Origin of the sequence: Leptolyngbya sp. AS-A5 (genome assembly GCF_039962495.1) — a bacterium.
Classification (GTDB): domain Bacteria; phylum Cyanobacteriota; class Cyanobacteriia; order Leptolyngbyales; family Leptolyngbyaceae; genus Leptolyngbya.
Map to the genome: position 1 here is coordinate 123,905 of NZ_JAMPLL010000010.1, position 22,094 is coordinate 145,998.

The window sequence follows — 22,094 nt, forward strand, 5'->3', positions numbered from 1 at the left end:
AGTTCGATGAGTTTTTTCCGCTTCGATGTGAGCTACTTCGCCCCCTAAATCCCCCATTCTGGGGGACTTAGAAAGGAGCTAGTTCCCCAAGTTTAAGAGGTTTCCTACCCGTTCAAAGTCCCCCACTCGTGGGGGATTTAGGGGGCTATCCGCAGATCCAAACGCAGCTAAGCACTTGTGTCGAACTCACGTCAACTTACTCTAATCCCAAATCGGTTACGGCTCCTAAACTGCTCGATGACACCAATCGGGCGTATTTTGCTAACACACCTCTGGTATATCTCGGTGCGGGGGGTTGCCATGCAGCGCGACGTTTTTCTAACTCAGCTTCAGGAACATTCAGTTGCAGCAATCGGGCATGAGCATCGACCGTAATCTCATCGCCTTCTTGCACAAGCGCGATCGTCCCTCCGACAAAAGCTTCCGGTGCAACGTGACCCACAACCATGCCGTAAGTTCCACCAGAAAAGCGTCCATCGGTGATCAGTCCAACGGAATCTCCGAGTCCTGCGCCAATGATTGCCGAAGTTGGAGCCAGCATTTCTCGCATTCCAGGCCCGCCTTTTGGCCCTTCATAGCGAATCACTAAAACATCACCTGCATTGATCTTGTTTGCCAAGATTGCTTCTAAACAAGCTTCCTCGGATTCAAACACTCGCGCAGGCCCAGTAATCTTCGGATTCTTGACTCCGGTAATTTTCGCGACTGATCCTTCGGTTGCCAGATTGCCCTTCAAGATTGCCAGGTGCCCGGTCGAGTACATCGGATTGTTCCACGGACGAATCACATCTTGATCGGCGCGGGGTTCTTCGGGAATATCTCTCAATCGCTCCTCGATCGTCTCCCCAGTAATCGTCAAACAATCCCCGTGGATCAATCCATGCGCTAACAGCATCTTCATCACCTGCGGAATTCCGCCTGCTCGGTGTAAGTCTGTTGCCACATACCGACCCGAAGGTTTAAGGTCACACAGAACTGGAACGCGCTCACGAATCACTTCAAAATCATCAATCGTGAGGGGAACGCCAGCCGAATGCGCGATCGCTAAAAAGTGCAACACTGCATTCGTCGATCCGCCGACCGCCATGATCACAGAAATAGCATTCTCGATCGACTTACGAGTGATAATGTCACGCGGCAGAATCTGATTGCGGATCGCTTCGACTAACACCTTGCCAGCCAGTGCCGTATTTTCTGCTTTCTCAGGATCGACTGCTGACATTGTGGAGGAATACATCAAGCTCATGCCCATCGCTTCAAATGCAGAGGACATCGTATTCGCCGTGTACATCCCGCCGCAAGAACCTGCACCCGGACAAGCACTGCGCTCGACTGCGTACAGCATCGATTCTTCGATCCGACCGGCGCTATATTGTCCAACCGCTTCAAACGAACTGACGACCGTTAAATCTTGCCCATCAAGATGACCAGGCTTAATCGTGCCGCCGTACACAAAGATCGCTGGAATGTTCATCCGCGCCATTGCGATCATGGCTCCCGGCATATTTTTATCACACCCGCCGATCGCTAACACGCCATCCATACTCTGAGCATTGCAGGCAGTCTCGATCGAATCTGCAATCACATCCCGTGAGACGAGCGAATACTTCATTCCCTCCGTACCCATCGAAATCCCGTCGCTCACGGTAATCGTTCCAAACACTTGCGGCATTCCGCCAGCCGCACGAATTCCAGTTTCAGCTTCCGAGGCGAGCGGTGCAATCCCCATGTTGCAGGGAGTAATCGTACTGTGAGCACTCGCAACCCCCACGATCGGTTTCGTAAAATCATTGTCACCGAATCCGACCGCACGCAGCATGGCACGATTGGGCGATCGCTGAACGCCTTGAGTAATGGCTTGACTTCTTAGGTTTTCGGGCATAGTATTCTCGCTCTTTTTCGATATGCGGAACTCATTCATCTTGGAGTATAGGGAGCCGCTTTGTGTCTGTCCAATATATGTTTTGATTGATTTAAGACGAAAAACATATCAAATCAATGGAACTACGCCACCTTCGTTACTTTGTGGCGGTTGCGGAAGAACTCCACTTCAATCGCGCCGCCGATCGATTAAACATCGCTCAACCTCCCTTGAGCCAGCAGATCAAGCACTTGGAAACAGAATTAGGTGTAGAACTGTTTCATCGCCGCACAAAGCGACAAGTTCAGTTAACCGAAGCAGGACAAGTTTTATTGCAGGCAACGTATCAGATTCTGGCTCAATTGGAACAAGCCGTCTGCGACACACAACGAGCAGGCAGAGGCGAAACCGGAACACTCACGATCGGATTCACCAGTTCTGTAGTGTACGACATTCTGCCCGCGATTCTGTTTCAGTTTCGTCAGCGTTTTCCCCAAGTCAATCTGGTCTTACAGGAGTTGACGACGACGCAACAAGAAGAAGCATTGCAGAATCATCGAATTGAAGTGGGGTTTTGTCATCCACCGCTAAAAGATAATCACTTGAGCCTGGAATACATTTTGCAAGAGCCGCTGGTTGTCGCGTTGCCAGAATCTCATCCACTCGCAACCGAACCCGCCATTTCGTTACACTCCCTTGCAGATGAGTCGTTTATTTTGTTTCCACGCCATCTTGGCCCTGGTCTTTACGATCAAATTGTCAGTTTTTGCGAACAAGCGAATTTTCGCCCGAACGTGATGCAGGAAGCAATTCAAATGCAGACGATTATTGGCTTAATCTCAGCCGAGATGGGGATTGCCTTAGTTCCAGCCTCACTACAAAGTCTGAAACGAGTTGGGGTGGTTTACAAACCTCTGGAGTCAGCAATGCCTTTAGCTGAGATGGCACCTTTAGTTGAGACGGCAATAGTATGGCGACCCGATCATACTTCGTCGGTTCTACGCGAATTTTTGCAAGTTGTAAGACGCTACGTGAATGAGCACAGAAATCACCCTCAGCTCTTCTGAATAAAATTTGTCGAACTAAGCGCGATCGCGCGCTCTTACCAGCGACGCAGAGAAATCTGCCTTGCAGCAAATATTCCACTCAGAAAACCAAATAGATGCCCTTCCCAGGAAATGCCCAACTGCCCCGGCAGCACACCCCAAATAATGCCACCGTACAGTAATCCCACAGCAAGGGACATGGCGATCGACAAAGCACTCCGCTCAAAATAAGCCCGCGACAGCAAAAATCCAAAGTAGCCAAAGATTACGCCGCTTGCTCCAATATGTAATCCGGGTGCGCCCAGTAGCCAGACTCCCAGCCCGCTCGCTAGCATGACGATCGCGCTGACCTTAAAGAATTCAGAAACGCCGCGCAGCATCACAAACCAACCCATCACCACAAGCGGAATCGTATTGCTGATGAGATGTCGGAAATCCCGATGCAGAAACGGCGCTAATAAAATACCTCGCAAGCCGATCGCATTGCGAGGATAAATTCCTAGATAGTTGAGTTTGCCAGCAAGAGCAATATCGACCACTTCGACAATCCACATAATCCCAACGAGTGTGCCCAGGATGAGAATGTGGGTTTTGAGTTCATCTCCAATACCATTGGGGTCGTTTGGATCGCGTCGGGTCATGACCGTTTTTCGTTGAGGGTAATCTTGTTTTAGCACAGAGTCCTCAACGCTCTGCGGGCTAGGAGGCGATCGCAGGAGATTTTACTTCTTGAGCGTAGTGCATCAACCGACGAATCCGTTCTTCAGTCGGAGGGTGTGTCCGAAACAGCGATTGTAGTCCTTCGGTTGAGAGCGGATTCACAATCAACAGTGGCGACATTGCTGGATTCCCGTGCATCGGAATTTCATGACCGATCGTTTCGAGTTTTTCTAAGGCACTCGCCAGTGCTGACGGATTTTGGGTCAGTTGGGCAGAACCTTCATCGGCAGCAAATTCACGAGTCCGAGAAATTGCCATCTGAATCAAAGCAGCCGACAACGGTGCAAGAACGATCAAGAACAATAAGCCGATCGGGTTTGTGCCACGCCGAGTGTCGCGATAAACCGGGCCATACAGCGCCCCAAACGTGAGTATCCGACCGAGAAAGGTAATTGCACCCGCGATCGTGCCTGCAACCGCTTGAGTCAACGTATCGCGGTTCTTCACGTGGGTTAATTCGTGAGCGAGTACCCCTTCTAACTCTTCCGGGGTCAACAGTTCGATAATTCCTTGCGTCACGGCAACGGCTGCATGATTCGGATCGCGTCCGGTTGCAAACGCATTTGGGGATTGAGTTGGAACCAGATAGATGCGCGGCAGCGGAATTTCTGCTCGATCGCACAGCCTTTGCACCATATCAAACAGTTCTGGAGCTTGAGCGCGTTCGATCGGTTGGGCTGCATACGAAGCTAAGGCAACGCGATCGGAGTAGTACCATGAACCTAAACTGCTGAATGCAGCGAAGATTAGCCCTAGAATAAGACCTTGTTCATTCCCAACAAGGTAGTAGCCGGCTAAAACAAAAAGCCCACTCAAGAGTCCGAGCAGCGCCGCTGTTCTGATCTGATTTCCGCCAAACATCTTTTAACCTAGAAATTTTTCTAATGTGCGATTTAAGTATCAGATTCCTGGTTGGAATTGGACTCTATCAGATGAATGAAACAGTGTTTTTCTAAAGGATGGTTTGCGATGACGTTTCGCTTGGGCTGTGCGATTTGGGCGTATAAACAATGGGTCGGGGATCTGTTTCCACCTAAGAGTAAACCCTCTGATTTTCTGAATCTTTATAGTCGGCGGTTTACTTGTGTTGAAGGCAATACCACGTTTTATTCGATTCCCGATCGCACTACGGTCGATCGTTGGAAATCGGAAACACCCAACGGATTTAAGTTCTGCCCAAAATTGCCGAAAACTTTGACGCATAACGGAAAACTCGCGCCGTCCTTACCTGAAGCATTGCAATTTCTGGAATTGATGCAGAGATTGGACGAGCGTTTAGGCGTATTGTTTGCTCAGTTACCTCCAAGCTATAGTCCGGCAAACTTCAAGGATCTAGAAGCCTTTTTACGGGGTTGGACAGGCGCAAATTTAGCGCTTGAAGTGCGCCATGCACAATGGTTTAAGGAACCGTATCGCACACAGTTAAATGAACTTCTAAAAGAGTTAAACATTGGTCGAGTTCTGTTGGATACTCGTCCAATTTATGAATGCGAAGATGATCCACAACTGCAAAGTGAACGCAAAAAGCCACAGGTTCCTCTACAGCCCGATATCACTGCACCCTTTAGCTTAATTCGGTACATTAGCCATCCGAGTATCAATCAAGTGTACTTGGAAGAATGGGTGAAGTTGGTCGATCGCGCGCTGCAACAAGGAACTGAAATCTACTTCTTTGTCCATTGCCCGATTGAAGAACGATCGCCTCAAAATGCTCGTTCTTTTCAGAAATTATTAGAACAACATTCGGTTTCAGTTCCAGTCCTATCTTGGAATCAGATTGAACCGCCGTCTTCGCAAATGCGCTTATTTTAAGCCCTAAGACTGACGCGCTAGGAGGATTACAACGCAAGCGCGATCGTGGCATAACAGAAATACGTTTGATCCCTCTTATTATGCTGGCTGTGCAACCGACGCTCGAAACAATTGAAATTCAATTGCTGTTTGAAGGAATTTACCGCTATTACGGTTACGACTTTCGTAACTATGCGCCGTCTTCGCGCAGTCGCCGAGTGCACAATTTTATGCAAGCAGAAGGTATTAAAACGATCTCAGAACTACAAAACCGAGTGTTACACGATCGCACATCTCTCGATCGATTGCTCCTCAGTTTAACGGTAAATGTTACCTCAATGTTTCGCGATCCAAGCTTCTATCTCACTTTTAGGAATCTAGTATTGCCAACATTAAGAACTTATCCGTTTATTCGGATTTGGCACGCTGGATGCTCAACCGGAGAAGAAGTTTATTCGATGGCAATTTTGTTGCAAGAAGAAGGCATTTATCATCGCTGTCGGCTTTATGCAACCGATGCAAACGAGAAAGTTTTGCAAACCGCAAGAAGCGGAATATTTCCAATTTCTGCGATGAAAGACTACACGCAGCAATATCACAAAGCAGGCGGAAAAAAATCGTTTTCCGAATACTATACAGCCGCTTACGAAAATGCGATCTTTCGTTCCTCTCTACGAGACAACATGGTATTTTCGCAGCATAATCTCGTCACCGACGGCTCGTTTAATGAATTCAATGTTATTATCTGCCGAAACGTATTAATCTATTTCGATCGAACGCTCCAAGATCGCGTTCACGAATTGTTTTATCAAAGTCTTTGTTCGTTTGGAGTTCTGGCACTCGGACGACAAGAAACGCTGCGATTTACTTCACTGTGCGATCGCTACATAGAACTCTCAAAAGCCGAAAAACTCTATCGGAGGATGAGCTAGTGGCGTTCACCCTCGTCGTCATAGGTACATCTCTGGGAGGATTATCTGCCTTGAGAAATATGTTAAAAGCATTACCAGGGGAATTCTCAGCAGCTATTGCAATCGCGCAGCATCGCGATCGCTGCTCTGGGAGCAGCCTGAGTCGAACGCTACAGCAGGAGAGCCGCTTGCCGATTCTGGAAGTCGAAGACAAAGAACCAATTCGTGCTGGGTGCATCTATCTTGCCCCCGCGGACTATCATTTGCTGGTCGATCCTGAGCGATTCTCACTCTCTGTTGATCCCCCTGTTGCCTTTGCAAAACCCTCGATCAATGTTTTATTTGAATCAGCAGCCGAAATCTACCAATCCAACACGATCGGAGTCGTCTTAACCGGAGCCAATCAAGATGGAGCAAAAGGACTAGCAAAAATCAAAGCGCGAGGCGGATTTACGATCGTACAAGACCCCCGCAGCGCTGAGTGTCCCTCTATGCCCGAAGCTGCGATCGCCAAGAGCGCGGTCGATCGTATTTTGCCGTTGGAGCGGATTCCTCCCTTGTTAACTACTTTGTGTTCCCCCTGTTGAATCAGCTTTTTAACCCTTGTAAGAATCGCGTTCATGCCCATGCATACTTCCGTCAACATCCTAATCGTCGATGATCAGCCTGAAAATCTGCTGGCGTTAGAAGCGGTTTTAGGTAGGCTCGGAGAAAACTTAGTGAGGGCATCGTCGGGAGAAGAAGCGCTAAGATGCTTGCTCAATCAGGATTTTGCCGTGATTCTGCTGGATATTCAGATGCCGGGAATGGATGGCTTTGAGACTGCGAATCTGATTCGCAGTCGGGCACGATCGCAGCACACCCCAATTATCTTCCTGACCGCCTTTGATGCGAGCGAACAGGGTGTATTCAAGGGCTATTCTCTCGGTGCAGTAGATTACCTGATTAAACCGATTAACTCTGAGATTCTGGTTTCTAAGGTTGGGGTCTTTGTCGATTTGTTCAAGAAGGCCGCCGCAATTCAGCACCAAGCTGCACAATTGACCGCAATCAATCGTGAACTGCGCCGCAGCGAAGAGCGGTTTCGATCGCTGTCTGCCTCCTCGCCCTCTGGAATTTTTGTGATTGATTCAGAGGGACGCTGTAATTACACCAATCCTCGATTTCAAGCCATTTGTGGGATTGCCCCCGATCGAGCCTCAGAGCGGAGTTGGCAACAGTGCATTCATCCCGACGATCGCGATCGGGCTGTGTCGCAATGGAATGTTTACTTAGAGCATGGCGGAGAATTTTCTGAAGAGTTGCGCTTTCAGACAATCGATGAGCGCATTCAGTGGGTGCATGTGCGCTCCTGTCCGATGCTGGCACAATCCGGTGAAGCGCTCGGTCATGTGGGCACGATCGAAGACATTACCGAACGTAAGGAAGCCGAGGTGACTCGCGCTCAGGTGATGCGAGAACAGCTTGCCCGTCAAGAAGCGGAAGCCGCAAACCGGATGAAAGATGAATTTCTCGCGGTGCTTTCCCACGAACTCAGAACCCCGTTAAATTCGATGCTGGGCTGGGTGCGACTGCTGCGAACCAAGCAATACGACCAAAAAATGGTCGATCGCGCCCTCGAAACGATCGAGCGCAATGCTGAAACCCAAGCACAACTGATCGAAGACATTTTGGATGTCTCAACAATTATTCGCGGTAAGCTCCGCTTGAATCACCGATCGATCCAGCCTGTGGCTGTGATTCAAGCGGCGATCGATGGGGTTCGTCCTCAAGTTGAAGTCAAATCGATCCAACTGATTACGGAATTTGCGCCTAATATTGGTAACATTTGGGGAGATTCCACCCGGCTCCAGCAGATCGTTTGGAATTTGCTTACCAATGCAGTCAAGTTTACGCCTGAAGAAGGAAAAATTACGATTCAAGCCCAAACGGAAGAAGCCAACATGGTGCGAATCACTGTGACGGATACGGGCATTGGGATCGATGCAGAATTTCTCCCCCACGTCTTCGATCGCTTCCGACAAGCGGACAGTACGACGACGCGATCGCACAATGGCTTAGGGCTGGGATTGGCAATCGTGCGGCATCTGGTGGAATTACATGAGGGAACGATCGAGGCAACCAGTCCCGGGCTGGAAAAAGGCGCAACGTTCACAGTCCGGTTGCCGCTGCTGCCAGCAAACCAACTACGCGAAGATCTTCGCGGAATGGGAAAGTCAATCTCATCTGAGCGAAATCGAGTCGAGCAGAAAATCTGGTGAACATTTACCGCAACGATCGTAAATCTGAGATTGGTTTTGCCACAACCGCAATTCCTAATACTCGAATGCCATTGTGGTGCAACACCTGAATTGCAGCGCGGGCAGTTGCGCCCGTGGTATAAATATCGTCGATTAATAATACGGGTCGATCGGGCTGGATCTTCCCAATTTCAAACACCTGGGTTAGCATTCGTTCTCGCTCTCTAGGGGATAAGTTAAAGAGGGCTTCGGTTGCCCGAATGCGCCGCAGTCCCAACGGTTGGTGCAAATTCCCGGTGACTCTGCAAAAAGCGCGTGAGATTAATTCCGCCTGGTTGTATCCGCGCTGCTGCTGTTTTTTATCATGAAGCGGGATGGGAACGATCGCTAATTTATCCCGGCTCAGCGAGGCTTCTAGCCACGATCGCGCTAACCCTTCACCCAGCAGCGCGGCTAATTCAGGGTGTTGATCGTATTTCAATTTCGCGATCGTCCGCTTGAGCGCATCGCTATAGTTGCCCCAAGCGAATAATCGGGGTTGCTGCTGCCAAAATTGTGCAGGATGGGTGAGACGATTGCCCTCTAAGCAGCGCTGGCAATCGAGGCAAAGTGGCTCAGAAGTCGCGCGATCGCATAAAGGACAGGGGTTTTGCAGAACAAAATTCAACAATCGATCGAGCATTGCAGGCGACCAAAACCATCCTTTTAAAAGTGCCCTCCAGCAAACATTCATTTATTCTGATCAATCCGGGACTGTCGAAGCAAGTCTCATACAATCAAGAATCAATGGAAAAATCGCTAGCTGTGGAAACTTTGTTCTCGCTCGATCACATTGAATCGCAACATCAGACACAGGTAGGGGAACAAGCACTACAACTGAGTGCGATCGCTCAGAAAGGATTTCCAGTGCTTCCGAGCGTCGTGTTAGCGGCAACCCGGTTTCGTCACTTCCTCGAAACGATTCACTGGTTGCAGCCCTTGTTTGCCGATTTGCCTTACTCCTCTTTGCGTCTGAATCTCGAAGACTCACAGCAGCTTCAAACGATCGCTCGGCAAATTCGCCCAACGATTCAACATGCCGAACTTCCAGAAGACTGGATGTTAGAAATCGAGAGCGCAATTGCACAGTTGCCCGATTTAGGCGCACCCTCGGCTGTGATTCTGCGTCCGTCGATCGCGCTCGATGCGCCACTTTCTAGCCAAGAACTCTGTGATTTAATCGAGCCACAGATTTCCACTCTAGAGATGAACGACTTGGCGATCGCGCTCAAGCAACTGTGGGCAGAACTATTTCGGGCAAAAAATCTGGTCTATTGGCAAGGCGCAAAGCTTGAACTCCAGCAAATCCACTTCGCAGTGCTAATTCAACCGATCGCCAGCGTCACGGCATCCGGTTCGCTGCAAGGTCAACCGCCCCAGTGGGAAATTGCGGCAGCTCGCGGGTTAAATTTTGCGATTGCACGGGGCGAAGTGCAGCCAGAACTCTATCAAATCTCCGAAGATCAGATTCAACTAAAGCAAGCAGGACGACAAACGATCGCCTATCACATTCAAGCTGGAACGGAACCGCTCGCACGATCGCACCTCAGCGAAGCCGCGCCAGTTTTGCAGCCCCCTCAGCAAGAAGCCCTCTGCACTCTCGCTCAAACCTTGCAATTCCCTATTGCTTTAGAGTGGCAGTTGTCTGACTCACACCTCTACATCACCACGGCTCGAAACCCTGCCCCGACTGTCTATCCAGATCCGATTCCGTCGCATTCAGATCAGGCGATCGTTTTCGGACTGGGGGCGGCTCCCGGACAAGCGATCGCCCCTGCCTTCGTGCTGAGCGGTTTAGAATTACCAGACACCCCGGTTCCGGCGGGTTCTGTGCTGGTCACTCCAGTGATTTTGCCCAGTTGGATTCCCTTGCTCAAATACGCCGCTGCGATCGTCTCGGAGCAGGGTGGAATGACTAGCCACGGGGCAATTTTGGCGCGAGAAATGGGGATTCCCGCGATCGTAGGAGCGCAAGAAGCCACAAAACGAATTCACACGGGAGATACGATCGTCGTTAATGGAAATACTGGATCAGTTACACTCACTCACCAAACGGTTCAAGCTTCACCAAAATCAACGCGAATAGAGCAGACTTGGAATACAACTGCCACAAAATTGATGATTAATCTCAGTCAGGTCGATTCAATCGCAGATGCAGAGAACATCAATATTGATGGAATAGGATTAATAAGATCAGAGCTAATGCTAGGAGGAATGCTAGAGGCGCTTGATCAAGACCGATTAGCTGAACAGATTCAGCAATTTGCGCGATCGTTTGCGCCTCGTCCGGTGTTTTATCGCAGTTTAGATTTGCGATCGCACGAGTTTCAAGTTACGCCACCGGAAGCGAACCCCATGCTGGGAATGCGCGGGACACTGAGTTATGTTCGGCATCCGGAGCGCTTTGATCTTGAACTTGCTGCACTTGAACAAGCGTTACAAGCAGGCTGCTCTAATTTGAGATTGATTCTGCCGTTTGTGCGAACAGTCGAAGAATTTGTCTTTTGTCGTCGTCGAGTCGAGCAAGCGGGATTGTTGGGTTATGCTCAATTTCAGCTTTGGATTATGGCAGAAGTGCCTTCAGTGTTGTTTTTGCTGCCGGAGTATGTTGAGGCAGGTATTCAAGGAATTTGCATCGGGACGAGCGATTTAACTCAGCTAATTCTTGGAGTCGATCGCGACCAAAGTGCGATGGTACAGGCGTTTGATGAAACGCATCCTGCGGTGATGAATGCGATCGCTCAATTGATTCAATCGGCGCATCGCTTACAGATCCCCTGCTCGATTTCAACCCAAGCGCCGATTACGTCTGAGCTGATCGATCGCTGGATTGAGTGGGGAGTTGATGCGATCTCAGTCAATTTGTCGGTTGTAGATATGGCGCATCGAGCGATCGCACGTGCAGAACAGCGCATGCTATTGAATGGGGTACGCGAACAATTCGGGGACTCGCGATCGCGCCTCTAAACTTTAAAGATCTCTAGACTGTGACAATAGGTAGACTCTGACAATTCGATCAAAGTCCCTCGGTTTTTGCTTGGCAACGATCGCACATGCCAAAAAATTCCAGCATGTGATAGTAAATTTTGAAGCGGTGCGATTGATTTAACTGTTGTTCTAACGCATGAACGGGACATTCATCGATCGCCACGGATTCACCACACTGCAAACAAGTTAAATGATGTCGATCTTCCTGAATTAAGCCATAAAGCGATTCACCATTTGAGAGCGTTCGCACTTGCACCATGCCTTCTAGCTTCAAAGCCTCTAACGCTCGGTACACCGTTGCCAATCCCATTCCCTGATCGCGACTCCGCAATTCGACATAGAGATCTTGAGCAGAAATCGATCGGTTGAGACTCTTGAGAATATTGAGAATGCGGTCTTGGCTTCGGGTGCGCTGGGTTTTCATGTTGATAAATTGTAGAGATCAATGCCGTTTTGAATCAACGCAGTCTTAGAATAGATAGGTTTTCAGAACGTTTCACCATTAGGACAGCGACTGTGACTCAAAAATTTCAAGCTCAGATCTATGTTACTCTTCGTCCTTCGGTCTTAGATCCCGCAGGGACGGCGGTGCAGTCAGGATTGGCGCACATGGGCTACTCTAACGTGGAGCAAGTCAGAATCGGGAAGTATGTGGAATTATCGCTGACAGCCGAGAGTGAAACAGCAGCACGAGAGCAGTTGGATGTGATTTGTGATCAGTTGTTGGCGAATCCGGTAATTGAGAATTATCGGATTGAGCTTCAAGCACTGGCGGCGGTTTAAGTTGGTTGGCTTCGTTTTGAGTGATTTGTGCCCCCTAAATCCCCCACAGTGGGGACTTTAAAAGTTAAGGAGGATCGCGATGAAATTTGGGGTTTTAGTGTTTCCGGGATCGAACTGCGATCGCGATATTGTCTGGGTGACAGAAGGGATACTCGGTCAGCCGACTCGAATGATTTGGCATGAAGAAAGTGATTTGTCTGATATTGATGTCGTTGTGGTTCCGGGTGGATTTAGCTATGGGGATTATCTCCGCTGTGGGGCGATCGCTCGGTTTTCTCCGGTGATGCGATCGACGATCGATCATGCTAACGCTGGAAAGTTAGTTCTTGGCATTTGTAACGGGTTTCAAGTGCTAACCGAAGCGGGATTGCTGCCGGGGGCATTGGTACGAAATCGAGATTTGCATTTTATCTGCGATCGTGTTCCTCTGCGGGTGGAGCGGAATGATGTAGTGTGGACGCAGAATTACCGGAAAGGTCAAGTCGTCGAGTTCCCGATCGCGCACGGGGAAGGCAGTTATTACGCCGATGCGGAGACGTTGAAATCGCTCGAAGATCACGATCAAATTCTCTTCCGCTACTGTGATCCAGCGGGCAATCTCACACCCGAAAGCAATTCTAATGGCTCACTCAATCACATCGCTGGCATTTGTAATCGTCAGGGCAATGTGTTGGGCATGATGCCGCACCCGGAACGCGCTTCCGATCGCGCGCTTGGCTGTGTGGATGGATTAGCGCTGTTTGAAAGCATTCTCAAAGCGGTTCCAGCGTTGGTGTAGTACCTCTTCCGGTTCAGCAAATTCAATAATTTTGGGGCATCACTGATCCCGATCCGAAAAATTTGCGTCAGAATTTTTGTATCGAATCAGTGATTTCGCTATGCACCTTCGTTTTTCTCAAGACATTGAATCTTTGTTAAAGCGACTGTCTGAGGAGCCATTAACGATCGCGGCGATTCTAGCTGAAACTTCAGAACGTGGTTTTTGCTTGGTGATCGCGCTTTTGGTGATTCCGTTTTTGTTTCCGGTTCCGCCTGGATTGACGGGAGTTCCAGGAACGGGGTGCATTTTATTAGGGATGCAGATGGCGCTAGGGAAGCGATCGCCTTGGTTGCCAAAGAAATTGGCGCAGTTTCGATTCCCGACTTTTTTTGCCCGGGAGTTGCTAAAAAATATTCGACGAGTGACGCGTATCTTAGAAAAAATTACGCGTCCTCGTCTCAGACGAATTGCATCGAATCCGCATATCTGGCAGTTCAATGGATTGTGCATTACTTGGTTAGCCATTTTGCTCATTGCACCGATTCCATTTACTAATCCATTTCCAACGATCGGGATATTGCTTTTAGTGGTGGCAATGCTCGAATCTGATGGATTGTTGATGTGTGTGGCTTATGGGCTGACTGCCTTGATTACTGCCATTTGTGCTGTTATCGTTTACTTGCTTTGGAGAGCGCCGGATTTAATTAATCAATGGCTTTAAGCTGAGCGCGAATCGCCTCGACCCGCTGGCGATTCACCCCGAGGTCTGATTCTCCGAGGCGAGAAGCCGATCGCACCTGAATCACATTTGCAGGGTTGTCTAAGTAAAATTCCACATCATCCACAAAGCCCATGATCTTAGAGGCAAATTCTGCGTAGATATAGTTATCTGTGGCTTTGATGATTTTTGTACGAGGTAGGGATTCAATGGTTTGTTTCAACTTAGCGATCGCTGCTTCAGGCGAAACGGCATAGGAAATCGGTGCGATCGCGTGGGTTGAATCGGTGCTAAAGCTATTGACACAGTTTGGTGTGCTTGGACATTCTGCCAAGCGATCGTTGTTTAAACCTAAATTTGTCGGACGAGTTCCTGAAAATGAAAACAGAGTTGCGATCGGAGGATTTAACGGAAGTGCCATTGCACTTGCACTCACTCCAAACCAACACAAGGATGCAATTAAGACCAATAGGGCAGTACGTTTCAGCATAGACATCTCCTAGTGTATGGATAGAATTAAGAAGCCGCAGGATTCAGATTGCTAGATTAGAGAAAAGCAGATCGCACCGCCTCTTACCTATCATGCAACCTAGCGAATTTAAGACGAACTCCTGCAAATTAACATACACCACAAGAAAAACGCGGCATTGTCGAGCATCTTGGCTTATGGGCATCGGGTGTACCGCGCTGATATTGGCGACAACGGGATGCAAACAGATTAGAGAGCGATTTCCTGATTTTCCAATTCTTGAGCCTCCTTCTTCTCAGCCGTCAACTCCTCCAACGCCAGCACAATCGACCACCACAGCACGAATTGAGACGGCAATCCATCAGCAAATTAATCAAGTCCGGCAGCAAGATGGATTATCGGGATTGAAAAACAACGATCGACTCGCAGCAGTGGCTCGACGATACAGCAAGCAAATGGCAGAGAAGAATTTTTTCAGCCATACCAGTCCTGACGGGACGACACCCGCCGATCGTGTTCGTGCCGATCGCATTTTTTATATTGCTGTCGGTGAGAATTTGTTCAAAGGAACAAATGTAGCTCAGCCCGCACCCGCAGCAGTCGAGGGGTGGCTAGATAGTCCAGGGCATCGAGAGAACATTCTGCGCCCGATTTATGCTGAGACTGGAGTAGGAGTTTGGAAAAAGAACAATACTTACTACATCACACAGTTGTTTCTGCGTCGGTAAACAATGAGGTAAATTGCTCCAAAGTGCTGCAATTGAAAAAAGCTGTCTTCTCCAGTTAGAGATCAGACAGCTACCGAATTAAACATAGAATGCGACAGATCATACTCAAAGTCCCCCATTCTGGGGGATTTAGGGGGCGAGAATCTGTCGCATCCACAAATCAATCTGGTAAGCTAATTCATTGGATTTACACGAAACGGTGATTAAACTCGCACATGAGATCAACTCGACCTTTTCGTAACATTGCCGGATCAAGTCGCTCAGTGGTGTTACAAGTCATTAGCACGACTAACTTCTGCTCTAGCTCAAAGTTGCCAACACTCACGACGCTCTGATACAGCGTTCCATCGAGCAAGCTGAGAATGTGTTCTGTCTTATTGTTCGATTGAGCAATCTCAGTCGATCGATCCTGTGCTAAGTTATCTGCCTCATTGATGATCAGACAAATCCGTTCCAAATAGCTTGGTGGCACAAAGTTTTCAACCGCATCATGATCCAGAATGAAGATCACATAACCCAGTGGAACTAGAACCTCTTTGGCGATCGCTTGCGTCCAAGCAGTTTTACCGGTTCCTGGATCACCATGCACCAATACAGCTAATCGATGTTGATTCATCACCGTTTGCTGTACGGTGTCCGTAAAGGCTTGAATCTCTGGCGGAAAGTCCCGGACTGCAAACTGGGCGTGAATTTGCCCGACGCGGCTTTGATAGCCACTCAGCATGACGGCTAATCCATAAGTAGACTTTTGGATGAGCGGAGCCATGTTTTTTGCCATCAGCGTCCAGTAGCGTCGTCCGCGATCGACATAATCAATTTGTAACCACACTTCATGCGCTGACCAGTAAGCATAAGCGCTACTGACGATATCCAGTCGATCCCAATTTTCAAACCGCTCTACAGGAAAATAAAACGATCGATCCAGATAGCTTTGCATGATTAAATCCGGTCGCCCCAGAATTGCGAGGGTTTGGCGGATTGTGGTTTCTTGTAAGCGCGTGAGAACGTAGTCGATCGGAATGTTGTTGCGGCTGACAATCTGACGAATCGGGGTTTCTACGCTGAGCGTGTCTCGATAGCGATAGTCGGGATAAGGCGGATCAGGCGTGAGATAGTTCCAAACTTGATCAATCTCGCCGCGCGTGTAGGACGAAAATAAATTGATCGCGTTTGACCACCAGGCTTGATGACTGCGTCCTAAAGCATCTGCGATCGTGCTGACGGCTCCCATCATTCGGCGGTTTAATTCTTCTGAGTCCTCTTGGGCTAGCTGTAGAAAATAGCTCCAGTCAAAATCGCGATTCAACGGTCGCCAACCTGCCGCCAGTAAACTTTGTCCTTTCTGTTTATTTTGGTTGAATTGATTGAACTGATTAAAGTTAAAGTCAAAGTCTTGCATAGTTCAAAAATTTCAGGTTGGGTTCAATCCAGAGAGAACGGGCTTCCGGCGAAAAGATCAGGTCGCGGCTGTAGGATGCAAACAATAGAACCGGTCGGGATAAAGATTCATTAACTAATTCGCTTTCGGTAAAGAATCATGAACATTAATGCGATTAAGATAAATCTGAATCAGGTAAATCCAAAATTGCGTAATGGTTTCGTGATAGCTAGCGTTGGAGTTGATTCAATACCATGAGCCTGATTATAACGCTGGATTCCGTAGCGAATTTGATCGATGACGGTTAACGGATCGGGGATTAGAGAGCACAATGCTACGGTGAAATGAGCGGAATGCTTCTACTACAACCGTTCTAAGGCGCGATGCTCAAAGGTTTGAACGAGTTTGACGATTTCATTTCGTATCGTATTCCTCTAAGATTACTTTTATACTACATTCATAATACAAGCTTGTCAATTTGCTTTAATCGCTGCACTTGATAAAATCCAGAAGCTTGTATGGATTCAGATGCAATGGTAAATCCTCAAATCTGGCGATCGGGCTTGATCGCGTTGTTGTCTGCTTTGGCTGTTGTCGTCACGAATTGCAGCCCGCAAAATTCGACTCCTGCTAATTCGGGTGTGTTAGTCTATGCTGCGAGTGGACAACCAACGAACTTAGAACCCGGCAATGTGACTGATGGGAATTCTTTGATTGTTCATAACCAAATTTACAATCGATTGATTCAGTTCAAGCCTGGAACGACTGAGCTAGAACCCAGTTTAGCCATCGCTTGGAGTGCTTCCAAAGATGGCAAGACCTGGACATTCAAGCTGCGTCAGGGCGTAAAGTTTCATGATGGGACAGACTTTAATGCCAATGCGGTGAAATTTAATGTCGATCGCTGGTGGGATAAAAACAATCCGAATGGGTTTCGCAATGCCGGCAAGAGCTACGAAATTTGGGGACAGATTTTCGGGGGCTACAAGGGCGAACCGGATTCGCTGATACAGGATGTTCGGGTTGTGGATGATTCGACCCTCCAGTTTGTGCTGAAACAACCCTTTGCCGCATTTCCAACGGCGATCGCAGCGGCATACTTCGGCATTGCTAGTCCCAGCGCGATTCAAAAAGCAGGCGCAAATTATGGCACTCCCGCAGGCGGAGCCGTTGGAACCGGGGCATTTATGTTCAAAGGGTGGCAGAGTGGCGATCGCATTACCTTAGAAAAAAATCCGAACTATTGGAAGCCAGAGTTACCGAAATCGAATCAACTGGTGATGCGGTTTGTGGGAGATTCCGGTGCGCGGTTGGCGCAAGTGAGAGCCGGACAAATTGACTTTACGGTCGAACTGGCTCCCGATCAAAAGACAGAAATTGAGCAAGATCAGAATTTAACTGTGGCGAATCGTCCTTCGTTTAATGTGGGCTATCTGGCATTAAATCCAAGCTTTAAGCCATTGTCGGATGTGAGAGTGAGACAGGCGATCGCTCATGCGATTAACAAGCCAGCGATCGTGCAAGCTTTCTGGAAAGGGTCAGCGCAAACCACACCGCACTTTGTTCCACCTGCGCTCGACTGGTCAACTTCGCCGAAGCTGCAAGACTATGATTACAATCCTCAGAAAGCTAAAGATTTACTGAAGCAAGCAGGCTTTCCGAATGGGTTTGAAATTGATTTGTGGTATATGCCTGTGGCGCGTCCTTACTTTCCGACCCCAAAACCGATCTCCGAAGCATTCGCCGCAGATCTGCAGGCGGTTGGAATTCGTGCCAATTTGAAAACAAAAGATTGGGCGGCGTATCTTGCCGATCGCAATAAAAATCCAGGCTATCCGATGTTTATGTTGGGCTGGACGGGCGATTATGGTGATCCGGATACCTTTTACTATCCACATTTTGGGCCGGGTAGCACGACAGATTTGGGGGGGTGGAAAAACGATCGCGTCACCCAACTTCTGAATCAAGCCAGAGCGACTAGCGATCGTTCAGCTAGAGCAAAGCTTTATGCAGAAGTAGATGAGATCATTCATCGTGAAGCAGTGCGATTGTCGATCGTGCATTCTGATCCATTGCTCGTACAGCGTAAAACGATGACCGGATGGACACCTAGCCCATTGGGGGCGGAACCCTTTGAAGCGATCGCAAAACAATAGTAGGAGATTTAGAGCTTGGGGTGTGGGTTTCGGCGATCGGAGGCATATTAATGAGAATAATTGCCGATTTGTAGTAGAGCCGTTATCCTACAGAGGCTAGGTTTGCTTTGGCTCGGTCTTTAACTGCAAAGTTGCATCATTGAGAGTAATTATCGACAGTTAAACTGATCGAAGTTTATGAGAACCTAGTCTTCTGTCATCAGCGAGCCAATCATGCGCGATCTCAATTTAGAAAAAACAACCCATTTGCTCAATTCCATCATGGAAGCTGAGTTAGCAGGCGTAGTACGATACACGCACTATTCACTCATGGTTACAGGACCTAATCGTATCCCGATCGTGCAGTTTCTCAAGGGACAGGCGAGTGAATCCCTACTCCACGCTCAACAAGTTGGAGAAATTCTCACGGGACTCGAAGGACATCCAAGCTTGAAAATCGCGCCGATCGAAGAAACGGACAAGCACTCGATTTACGACATTCTGCTTGAGAGCCTCAACCACGAAACGGCAGCGTTGAATCTCTACAAACAGTTGTTAGATGTTGTGGAAGATGCCAGCATTTATCTTGAAGAATTTGTACGCGGTATGATCGGGCAGGAAGAACTGCACGGGATGGAACTGAAGAAAATGCTGCGAGATTTCCACCCAGATTTAACTTAATTTTCGAGCGAGGAAGCTGCCGAGTTCTAAGCCTAAATATCCGATCGCGGCACTTCCTAACCCGTACAAAAGCGCAAGACTGGGATTTCCAGATTTCACTAAGACCGAAGTTTCAAGCGCGTAAGTTGAAAAAGTTGTGTAGGAGCCGAGAAACCCAACCGCAAAGAATAAGCGAAGTTCTGGGGTGCCGATGCCACGTTCTAGAAAGAAGGTGACAAAGAAGCCCATCACCATTGCACCTGTGATATTGATAAAAAAGGTGCCATAGGGGAACTGTATGCCAAACCATCGCGCAAACAGCAGCGTGAGATAGTAACGGCTCAATGCACCTGGAATCGCACCCAAACTAATCGAGATCGCGCTGCGTAAGGTTGGATCTAGTGTTGCAAATGGATTCACTTTAGTTTTGCTGATTGCGACTCTTCGGTGGATTTAATTCATTACACTTTGCCTTCGCAGTTTCATAAGCTTGTGTATATTCTTTACCACCTAGCATGACATCGCCATAGTATTCATAAGGCGTTGATCCGTAGATGGGCAAGGGATCATCTTCGGGATAGTCTTCTTTGGCTTCTTCGATCGCTTGTCTAAGCCGCTTGGGAGTGAGTTTTTGGGCGGCGTAGTAGTGGAGTTGTTCGGGTTTGCGGTTGAAGTGCGGGAAGGTTGGATCGAGGATACGATCGTCTAACTCTAGCCAGCTATGTTCAACGGGCTTGTGAGGCGCTCCGGCAAACACAATGAATCCTTGAACGTACAGCGCTCCTTCAACAGTAGAAATTGCTTTCGCTGCGTTCTCAAAACTGGCTTTTGCTTTACTTTTGATGCGGGTCGCAACTTCGATCGATTGCTCGGCATCGAGTGGTTTATCCATGTGTCAGTCAACATCATTCTCTGTTCATCTCATTATAGAGATCCTGAGTTGAACTCAAGCTTCAATTCTCAAAAAGCGAAGGGTAGGAGCAACTCGAAAATGCTCCTACCCAATTCCTAAATATTAGATTAAGTGAATTAAAACTGTGCAATCTTACAGGTTAATTGAGTGGCAGAGCGTTTTACTACTGCATCTGTGACATCAGTGTAATCATGCCAACGCAGGACATCGCCAGTAACAAAACCAACCCGAATGATTCACCTAAGTGCTTTTTAGAGGCCTGCATATAACTGTCCTTTTATCTTTATGAGTGTCTTAACAGTATCAGTCTCTCTCAGGATCAAGTTAAAAAGTAATCTAACTTATGGTATTCAAATAAAACTTAATTCAAGAGATAGTTCTTACTCCACTTCTCTATCAATCGGTGGATTGACAGTAATCTTTCTTAAAACTAAATCTAATCTTAGTTACATTCGCGATCGTGCAAGATTGATCCAATTAAAAGCGCGAGAGGCGATGCTTGCCCCGCGCCTCTGAAAATGCCTGATTGTTGTCCCTTGTGTAGTACGGCTCTGCAATGCTCTCGATCGAGTGAATGATTTTCGTCAAAATTCTGTCCACTTGGTAGCTACCCCCCTGGAACGATGGCTCACGAGATCAAGGTTGCCAAGATCAAAGTGTGAATCACAAACAATTTCAGTGTGATTATCGTTGTTATTTGTAGGAATAAAGAAAATGGTGGTTAGCCAACAGCAAAAACGAGCGATCGGCGTGTTCCTAAATCGTGAAGACGCAGAAAAAGCCATTCAGACCTTGCAAGCGTCTGGATTTGCGATCGACAAAATCTCTTTGATTGCGAAAGAAGCGGAACCCGCAGAGCAAGTGAGCGGGGTTGAAGTCAGCGATCACGTGGGAGATACAAAAGTGGTCAATTCAGCCGGTGTAGTTGGAAATACGCTGGCAGCGAGTGCCACAGGATTTTCTATCCTAGGATTGACCGCACTTGCGCTTCCAGGACTCGGTGTTGTTTTGACAGCCGGAAGTTTAGGAGCAGCGCTGGCGGCGAGTGTTGCGGCGAGTGGTGTTGCTGTAGTTGCGGCGAATAATTTGGAGAAAGCCTTGATTGATTACGGTGTTCCGAGCGGGATGGCGGGACGATACGGTGATCACCTGCAACGCGGCGACTATCTGATCACTGTTGAGGGAAGTGAAGAAGAGATTCGTCAGGCTGAACAGGTGTTTAAGCAGCAAGACATTCGCGAGTTAATGATCTACTAAGGTCTTCGGAATGTGAGCGCGATAAACGTATAGTTCTTTTCGTACCAAGAGACGGTTGTTTCAGTACACGCTGGAATTTCTTGATTTTGTTCTAGAAGAAAGCCGTGAGATTGGGCAAGTGCGCTCGCTTGCTCAATTTCTGTCTTTGAAAAAATCGTCCAAGACAGTCCGAAAGGTTGAATCGATGAATCAACTGGAATTTTACTTTGCCAATAGTCCGCAGTTACGAATAACAACCCATTGGGCTTGAGCAATCGATAAGCTTCTTGGAAAAACGCATCGAGATCGACTCCATGTTCAATCACAGAGATACTAACAGCAACATCATAGGAACAGTCTGGAAATGAGGTGTCTGTCAAATCTCCTTGGTAAAGCTTGTAGTTCGATTGATTCGGTTTGATGGTGAAATCGATGCCATGCAATTCTTCAAAACCAAGAGCAGAGAGTAACTCAAGGGTGCAACAATCACCGCATCCTAGATCGATGAGCTTAGACTGCTGATTGATTTCTGATGATTGTAGAAGTTGAGCGAGTAGCCACTGATCCCAATTCTTCTCAGTTGTAATGTGAGTGGGTAAACTTGCTCGTTGCAAAGCTTGTGTTGCGGTTTGAACTTCCTGCCAATTTTGCAGCACTTCGATCATCGGCTGAGTCTCTTTAGTTGAGGGGCAGCTTTATTTTAACGAAAAAAAAGTAG

General features: G+C 48.1%; 23 protein-coding genes. 13 read left to right on the top strand and 10 right to left on the bottom strand.

The annotated features are described in order from the left end of the window. Nucleotides 1-196: 196 nt before the first annotated feature. Nucleotides 197-1,882, bottom strand: a complete 1,686-nt coding sequence (gene ilvD / locus NC980_RS13995; protein ID WP_190376672.1) for a dihydroxy-acid dehydratase — start codon at nt 1,880-1,882, stop codon at nt 197-199. A gap of 116 nt (nt 1,883-1,998) precedes the next feature. On the opposite strand from ilvD, the gene NC980_RS14000 reads away from it, so the two are divergent. Then, nucleotides 1,999-2,928 carry a LysR family transcriptional regulator gene (locus NC980_RS14000; protein WP_190376673.1) on the top strand — a complete coding sequence of 310 codons (930 nt, stop codon included), beginning with the start codon at nt 1,999-2,001 and terminating at the stop codon, nt 2,926-2,928. Between the two features lie 35 nt (nt 2,929-2,963). Here the strand turns inward: NC980_RS14000 and NC980_RS14005 are convergent, their stop codons facing one another. Both NC980_RS14005 and NC980_RS14010 read right to left on the bottom strand, forming a co-directional pair. After that, entirely contained in the window at nt 2,964-3,548 is a 585-nt protein-coding gene (locus NC980_RS14005) for a rhomboid family intramembrane serine protease (protein ID WP_190376674.1), read from the bottom strand. 58 nt (nt 3,549-3,606) lie between these two features. Further along, a complete protein-coding gene (locus tag NC980_RS14010; RefSeq protein ID WP_190376675.1) occupies nt 3,607-4,488 on the bottom strand; it encodes a M48 family metalloprotease in 882 nt (293 codons plus the stop codon). 108 nt (nt 4,489-4,596) lie between these two features. On the opposite strand from NC980_RS14010, the gene NC980_RS14015 reads away from it, so the two are divergent. From NC980_RS14015 to NC980_RS14030, 4 genes are all read left to right on the top strand, one after another. Further along, nucleotides 4,597-5,439, top strand: coding sequence for a DUF72 domain-containing protein (locus NC980_RS14015; protein WP_190376676.1), 843 nt, complete (start codon nt 4,597-4,599; stop codon nt 5,437-5,439). Nucleotides 5,440-5,519: 80 nt separating this feature from the next. Next, a complete protein-coding gene (locus tag NC980_RS14020) occupies nt 5,520-6,350 on the top strand; it encodes a protein-glutamate O-methyltransferase CheR (protein WP_190376677.1) in 831 nt (276 codons plus the stop codon). Next, the gene (locus NC980_RS14025) at nt 6,350-6,916 is read left to right on the top strand and encodes a chemotaxis protein CheB (RefSeq protein ID WP_190376678.1); all 567 of its coding nucleotides are present in this window, start codon (nt 6,350-6,352) and stop codon (nt 6,914-6,916) included. Before NC980_RS14020 ends, NC980_RS14025 begins: the two co-directional genes overlap by 1 nt. 33 nt (nt 6,917-6,949) lie before the next feature. Then, a complete protein-coding gene (locus tag NC980_RS14030) occupies nt 6,950-8,590 on the top strand; it encodes an ATP-binding protein (protein ID WP_190376679.1) in 1,641 nt (546 codons plus the stop codon). A gap of 4 nt (nt 8,591-8,594) precedes the next feature. On the opposite strand, the gene NC980_RS14035 is transcribed toward NC980_RS14030, so the two are convergent. Then, nucleotides 8,595-9,302 (bottom strand): ComF family protein, encoded by a 708-nt coding sequence (locus tag NC980_RS14035; protein WP_242026819.1) that lies wholly within the window; start codon nt 9,300-9,302, stop codon nt 8,595-8,597. A 53-nt stretch (nt 9,303-9,355) separates the two neighbouring features. Between NC980_RS14035 and NC980_RS14040 the strand changes: the two genes are divergently transcribed. After that, the gene (locus NC980_RS14040; protein ID WP_190376680.1) at nt 9,356-11,575 is read left to right on the top strand and encodes a putative PEP-binding protein; all 2,220 of its coding nucleotides are present in this window, start codon (nt 9,356-9,358) and stop codon (nt 11,573-11,575) included. A 49-nt stretch (nt 11,576-11,624) separates the two neighbouring features. On the opposite strand, the gene NC980_RS14045 is transcribed toward NC980_RS14040, so the two are convergent. After that, nucleotides 11,625-12,020: a Fur family transcriptional regulator gene (locus NC980_RS14045; protein ID WP_190376681.1), complete on the bottom strand. Its 396-nt coding sequence runs from the start codon at nt 12,018-12,020 to the stop codon at nt 11,625-11,627. Between the two features lie 92 nt (nt 12,021-12,112). On the opposite strand from NC980_RS14045, the gene purS reads away from it, so the two are divergent. The 3 genes from purS to NC980_RS14060 all read left to right on the top strand — a co-directional run bounded on the left by purS (nt 12,113) and on the right by NC980_RS14060 (nt 13,860). Further along, the gene (gene purS / locus NC980_RS14050; RefSeq protein WP_190376682.1) at nt 12,113-12,379 is read left to right on the top strand and encodes a phosphoribosylformylglycinamidine synthase subunit PurS; all 267 of its coding nucleotides are present in this window, start codon (nt 12,113-12,115) and stop codon (nt 12,377-12,379) included. Between the two features lie 79 nt (nt 12,380-12,458). Then, nucleotides 12,459-13,157, top strand: a complete 699-nt coding sequence (gene purQ / locus NC980_RS14055) for a phosphoribosylformylglycinamidine synthase subunit PurQ (RefSeq protein ID WP_190376683.1) — start codon at nt 12,459-12,461, stop codon at nt 13,155-13,157. A 100-nt stretch (nt 13,158-13,257) separates the two neighbouring features. Next, nucleotides 13,258-13,860: an exopolysaccharide biosynthesis protein gene (locus NC980_RS14060; RefSeq protein ID WP_190376684.1), complete on the top strand. Its 603-nt coding sequence runs from the start codon at nt 13,258-13,260 to the stop codon at nt 13,858-13,860. Here the strand turns inward: NC980_RS14060 and NC980_RS14065 are convergent. Next, the gene (locus NC980_RS14065; RefSeq protein ID WP_347272601.1) at nt 13,844-14,278 is read right to left on the bottom strand and encodes a DUF1499 domain-containing protein; all 435 of its coding nucleotides are present in this window, start codon (nt 14,276-14,278) and stop codon (nt 13,844-13,846) included. The two genes, NC980_RS14060 and NC980_RS14065, sit on opposite strands and share 17 nt — an antisense overlap. Nucleotides 14,279-14,523: 245 nt before the next feature. Between NC980_RS14065 and NC980_RS14070 the strand changes: the two genes are divergently transcribed. After that, complete coding sequence (locus NC980_RS14070; RefSeq protein ID WP_190376686.1) at nt 14,524-15,054, top strand: CAP domain-containing protein; 531 nt, start codon at nt 14,524-14,526, stop codon at nt 15,052-15,054. 187 nt (nt 15,055-15,241) lie between these two features. On the opposite strand, the gene NC980_RS14075 is transcribed toward NC980_RS14070, so the two are convergent. After that, nucleotides 15,242-16,453 carry an AAA family ATPase gene (locus NC980_RS14075; RefSeq protein ID WP_190376687.1) on the bottom strand — a complete coding sequence of 404 codons (1,212 nt, stop codon included), beginning with the start codon at nt 16,451-16,453 and terminating at the stop codon, nt 15,242-15,244. Nucleotides 16,454-16,965: 512 nt separating this feature from the next. Here NC980_RS14075 and NC980_RS14080 point away from each other — a divergent pair. After that, complete coding sequence (locus NC980_RS14080; RefSeq protein WP_190376720.1) at nt 16,966-18,588, top strand: ABC transporter substrate-binding protein; 1,623 nt, start codon at nt 16,966-16,968, stop codon at nt 18,586-18,588. Nucleotides 18,589-18,801: 213 nt separating this feature from the next. Further along, on the top strand, nt 18,802-19,248 hold the full coding sequence (locus NC980_RS14085; protein ID WP_190376688.1) for a ferritin-like domain-containing protein: 447 nt from the start codon (nt 18,802-18,804) through the stop codon (nt 19,246-19,248). Here the strand turns inward: NC980_RS14085 and crcB are convergent. Both crcB and NC980_RS14095 read right to left on the bottom strand, forming a co-directional pair. Then, the gene (gene crcB, locus NC980_RS14090; RefSeq protein WP_347272599.1) at nt 19,240-19,647 is read right to left on the bottom strand and encodes a fluoride efflux transporter CrcB; all 408 of its coding nucleotides are present in this window, start codon (nt 19,645-19,647) and stop codon (nt 19,240-19,242) included. The two genes, NC980_RS14085 and crcB, sit on opposite strands and share 9 nt — an antisense overlap. Before the next feature lies 1 nt (nt 19,648). Continuing rightward, on the bottom strand, nt 19,649-20,119 hold the full coding sequence (locus NC980_RS14095) for a hypothetical protein (protein WP_190376689.1): 471 nt from the start codon (nt 20,117-20,119) through the stop codon (nt 19,649-19,651). 735 nt (nt 20,120-20,854) lie between these two features. Here NC980_RS14095 and NC980_RS14100 point away from each other — a divergent pair. Next, entirely contained in the window at nt 20,855-21,397 is a 543-nt protein-coding gene (locus NC980_RS14100) for a general stress protein (protein WP_190376690.1), read from the top strand. Here the strand turns inward: NC980_RS14100 and NC980_RS14105 are convergent. Beyond that, entirely contained in the window at nt 21,394-22,041 is a 648-nt protein-coding gene (locus tag NC980_RS14105) for a class I SAM-dependent methyltransferase (protein WP_190376691.1), read from the bottom strand. The two genes, NC980_RS14100 and NC980_RS14105, sit on opposite strands and share 4 nt — an antisense overlap. Nucleotides 22,042-22,094 lie beyond the last annotated feature (53 nt).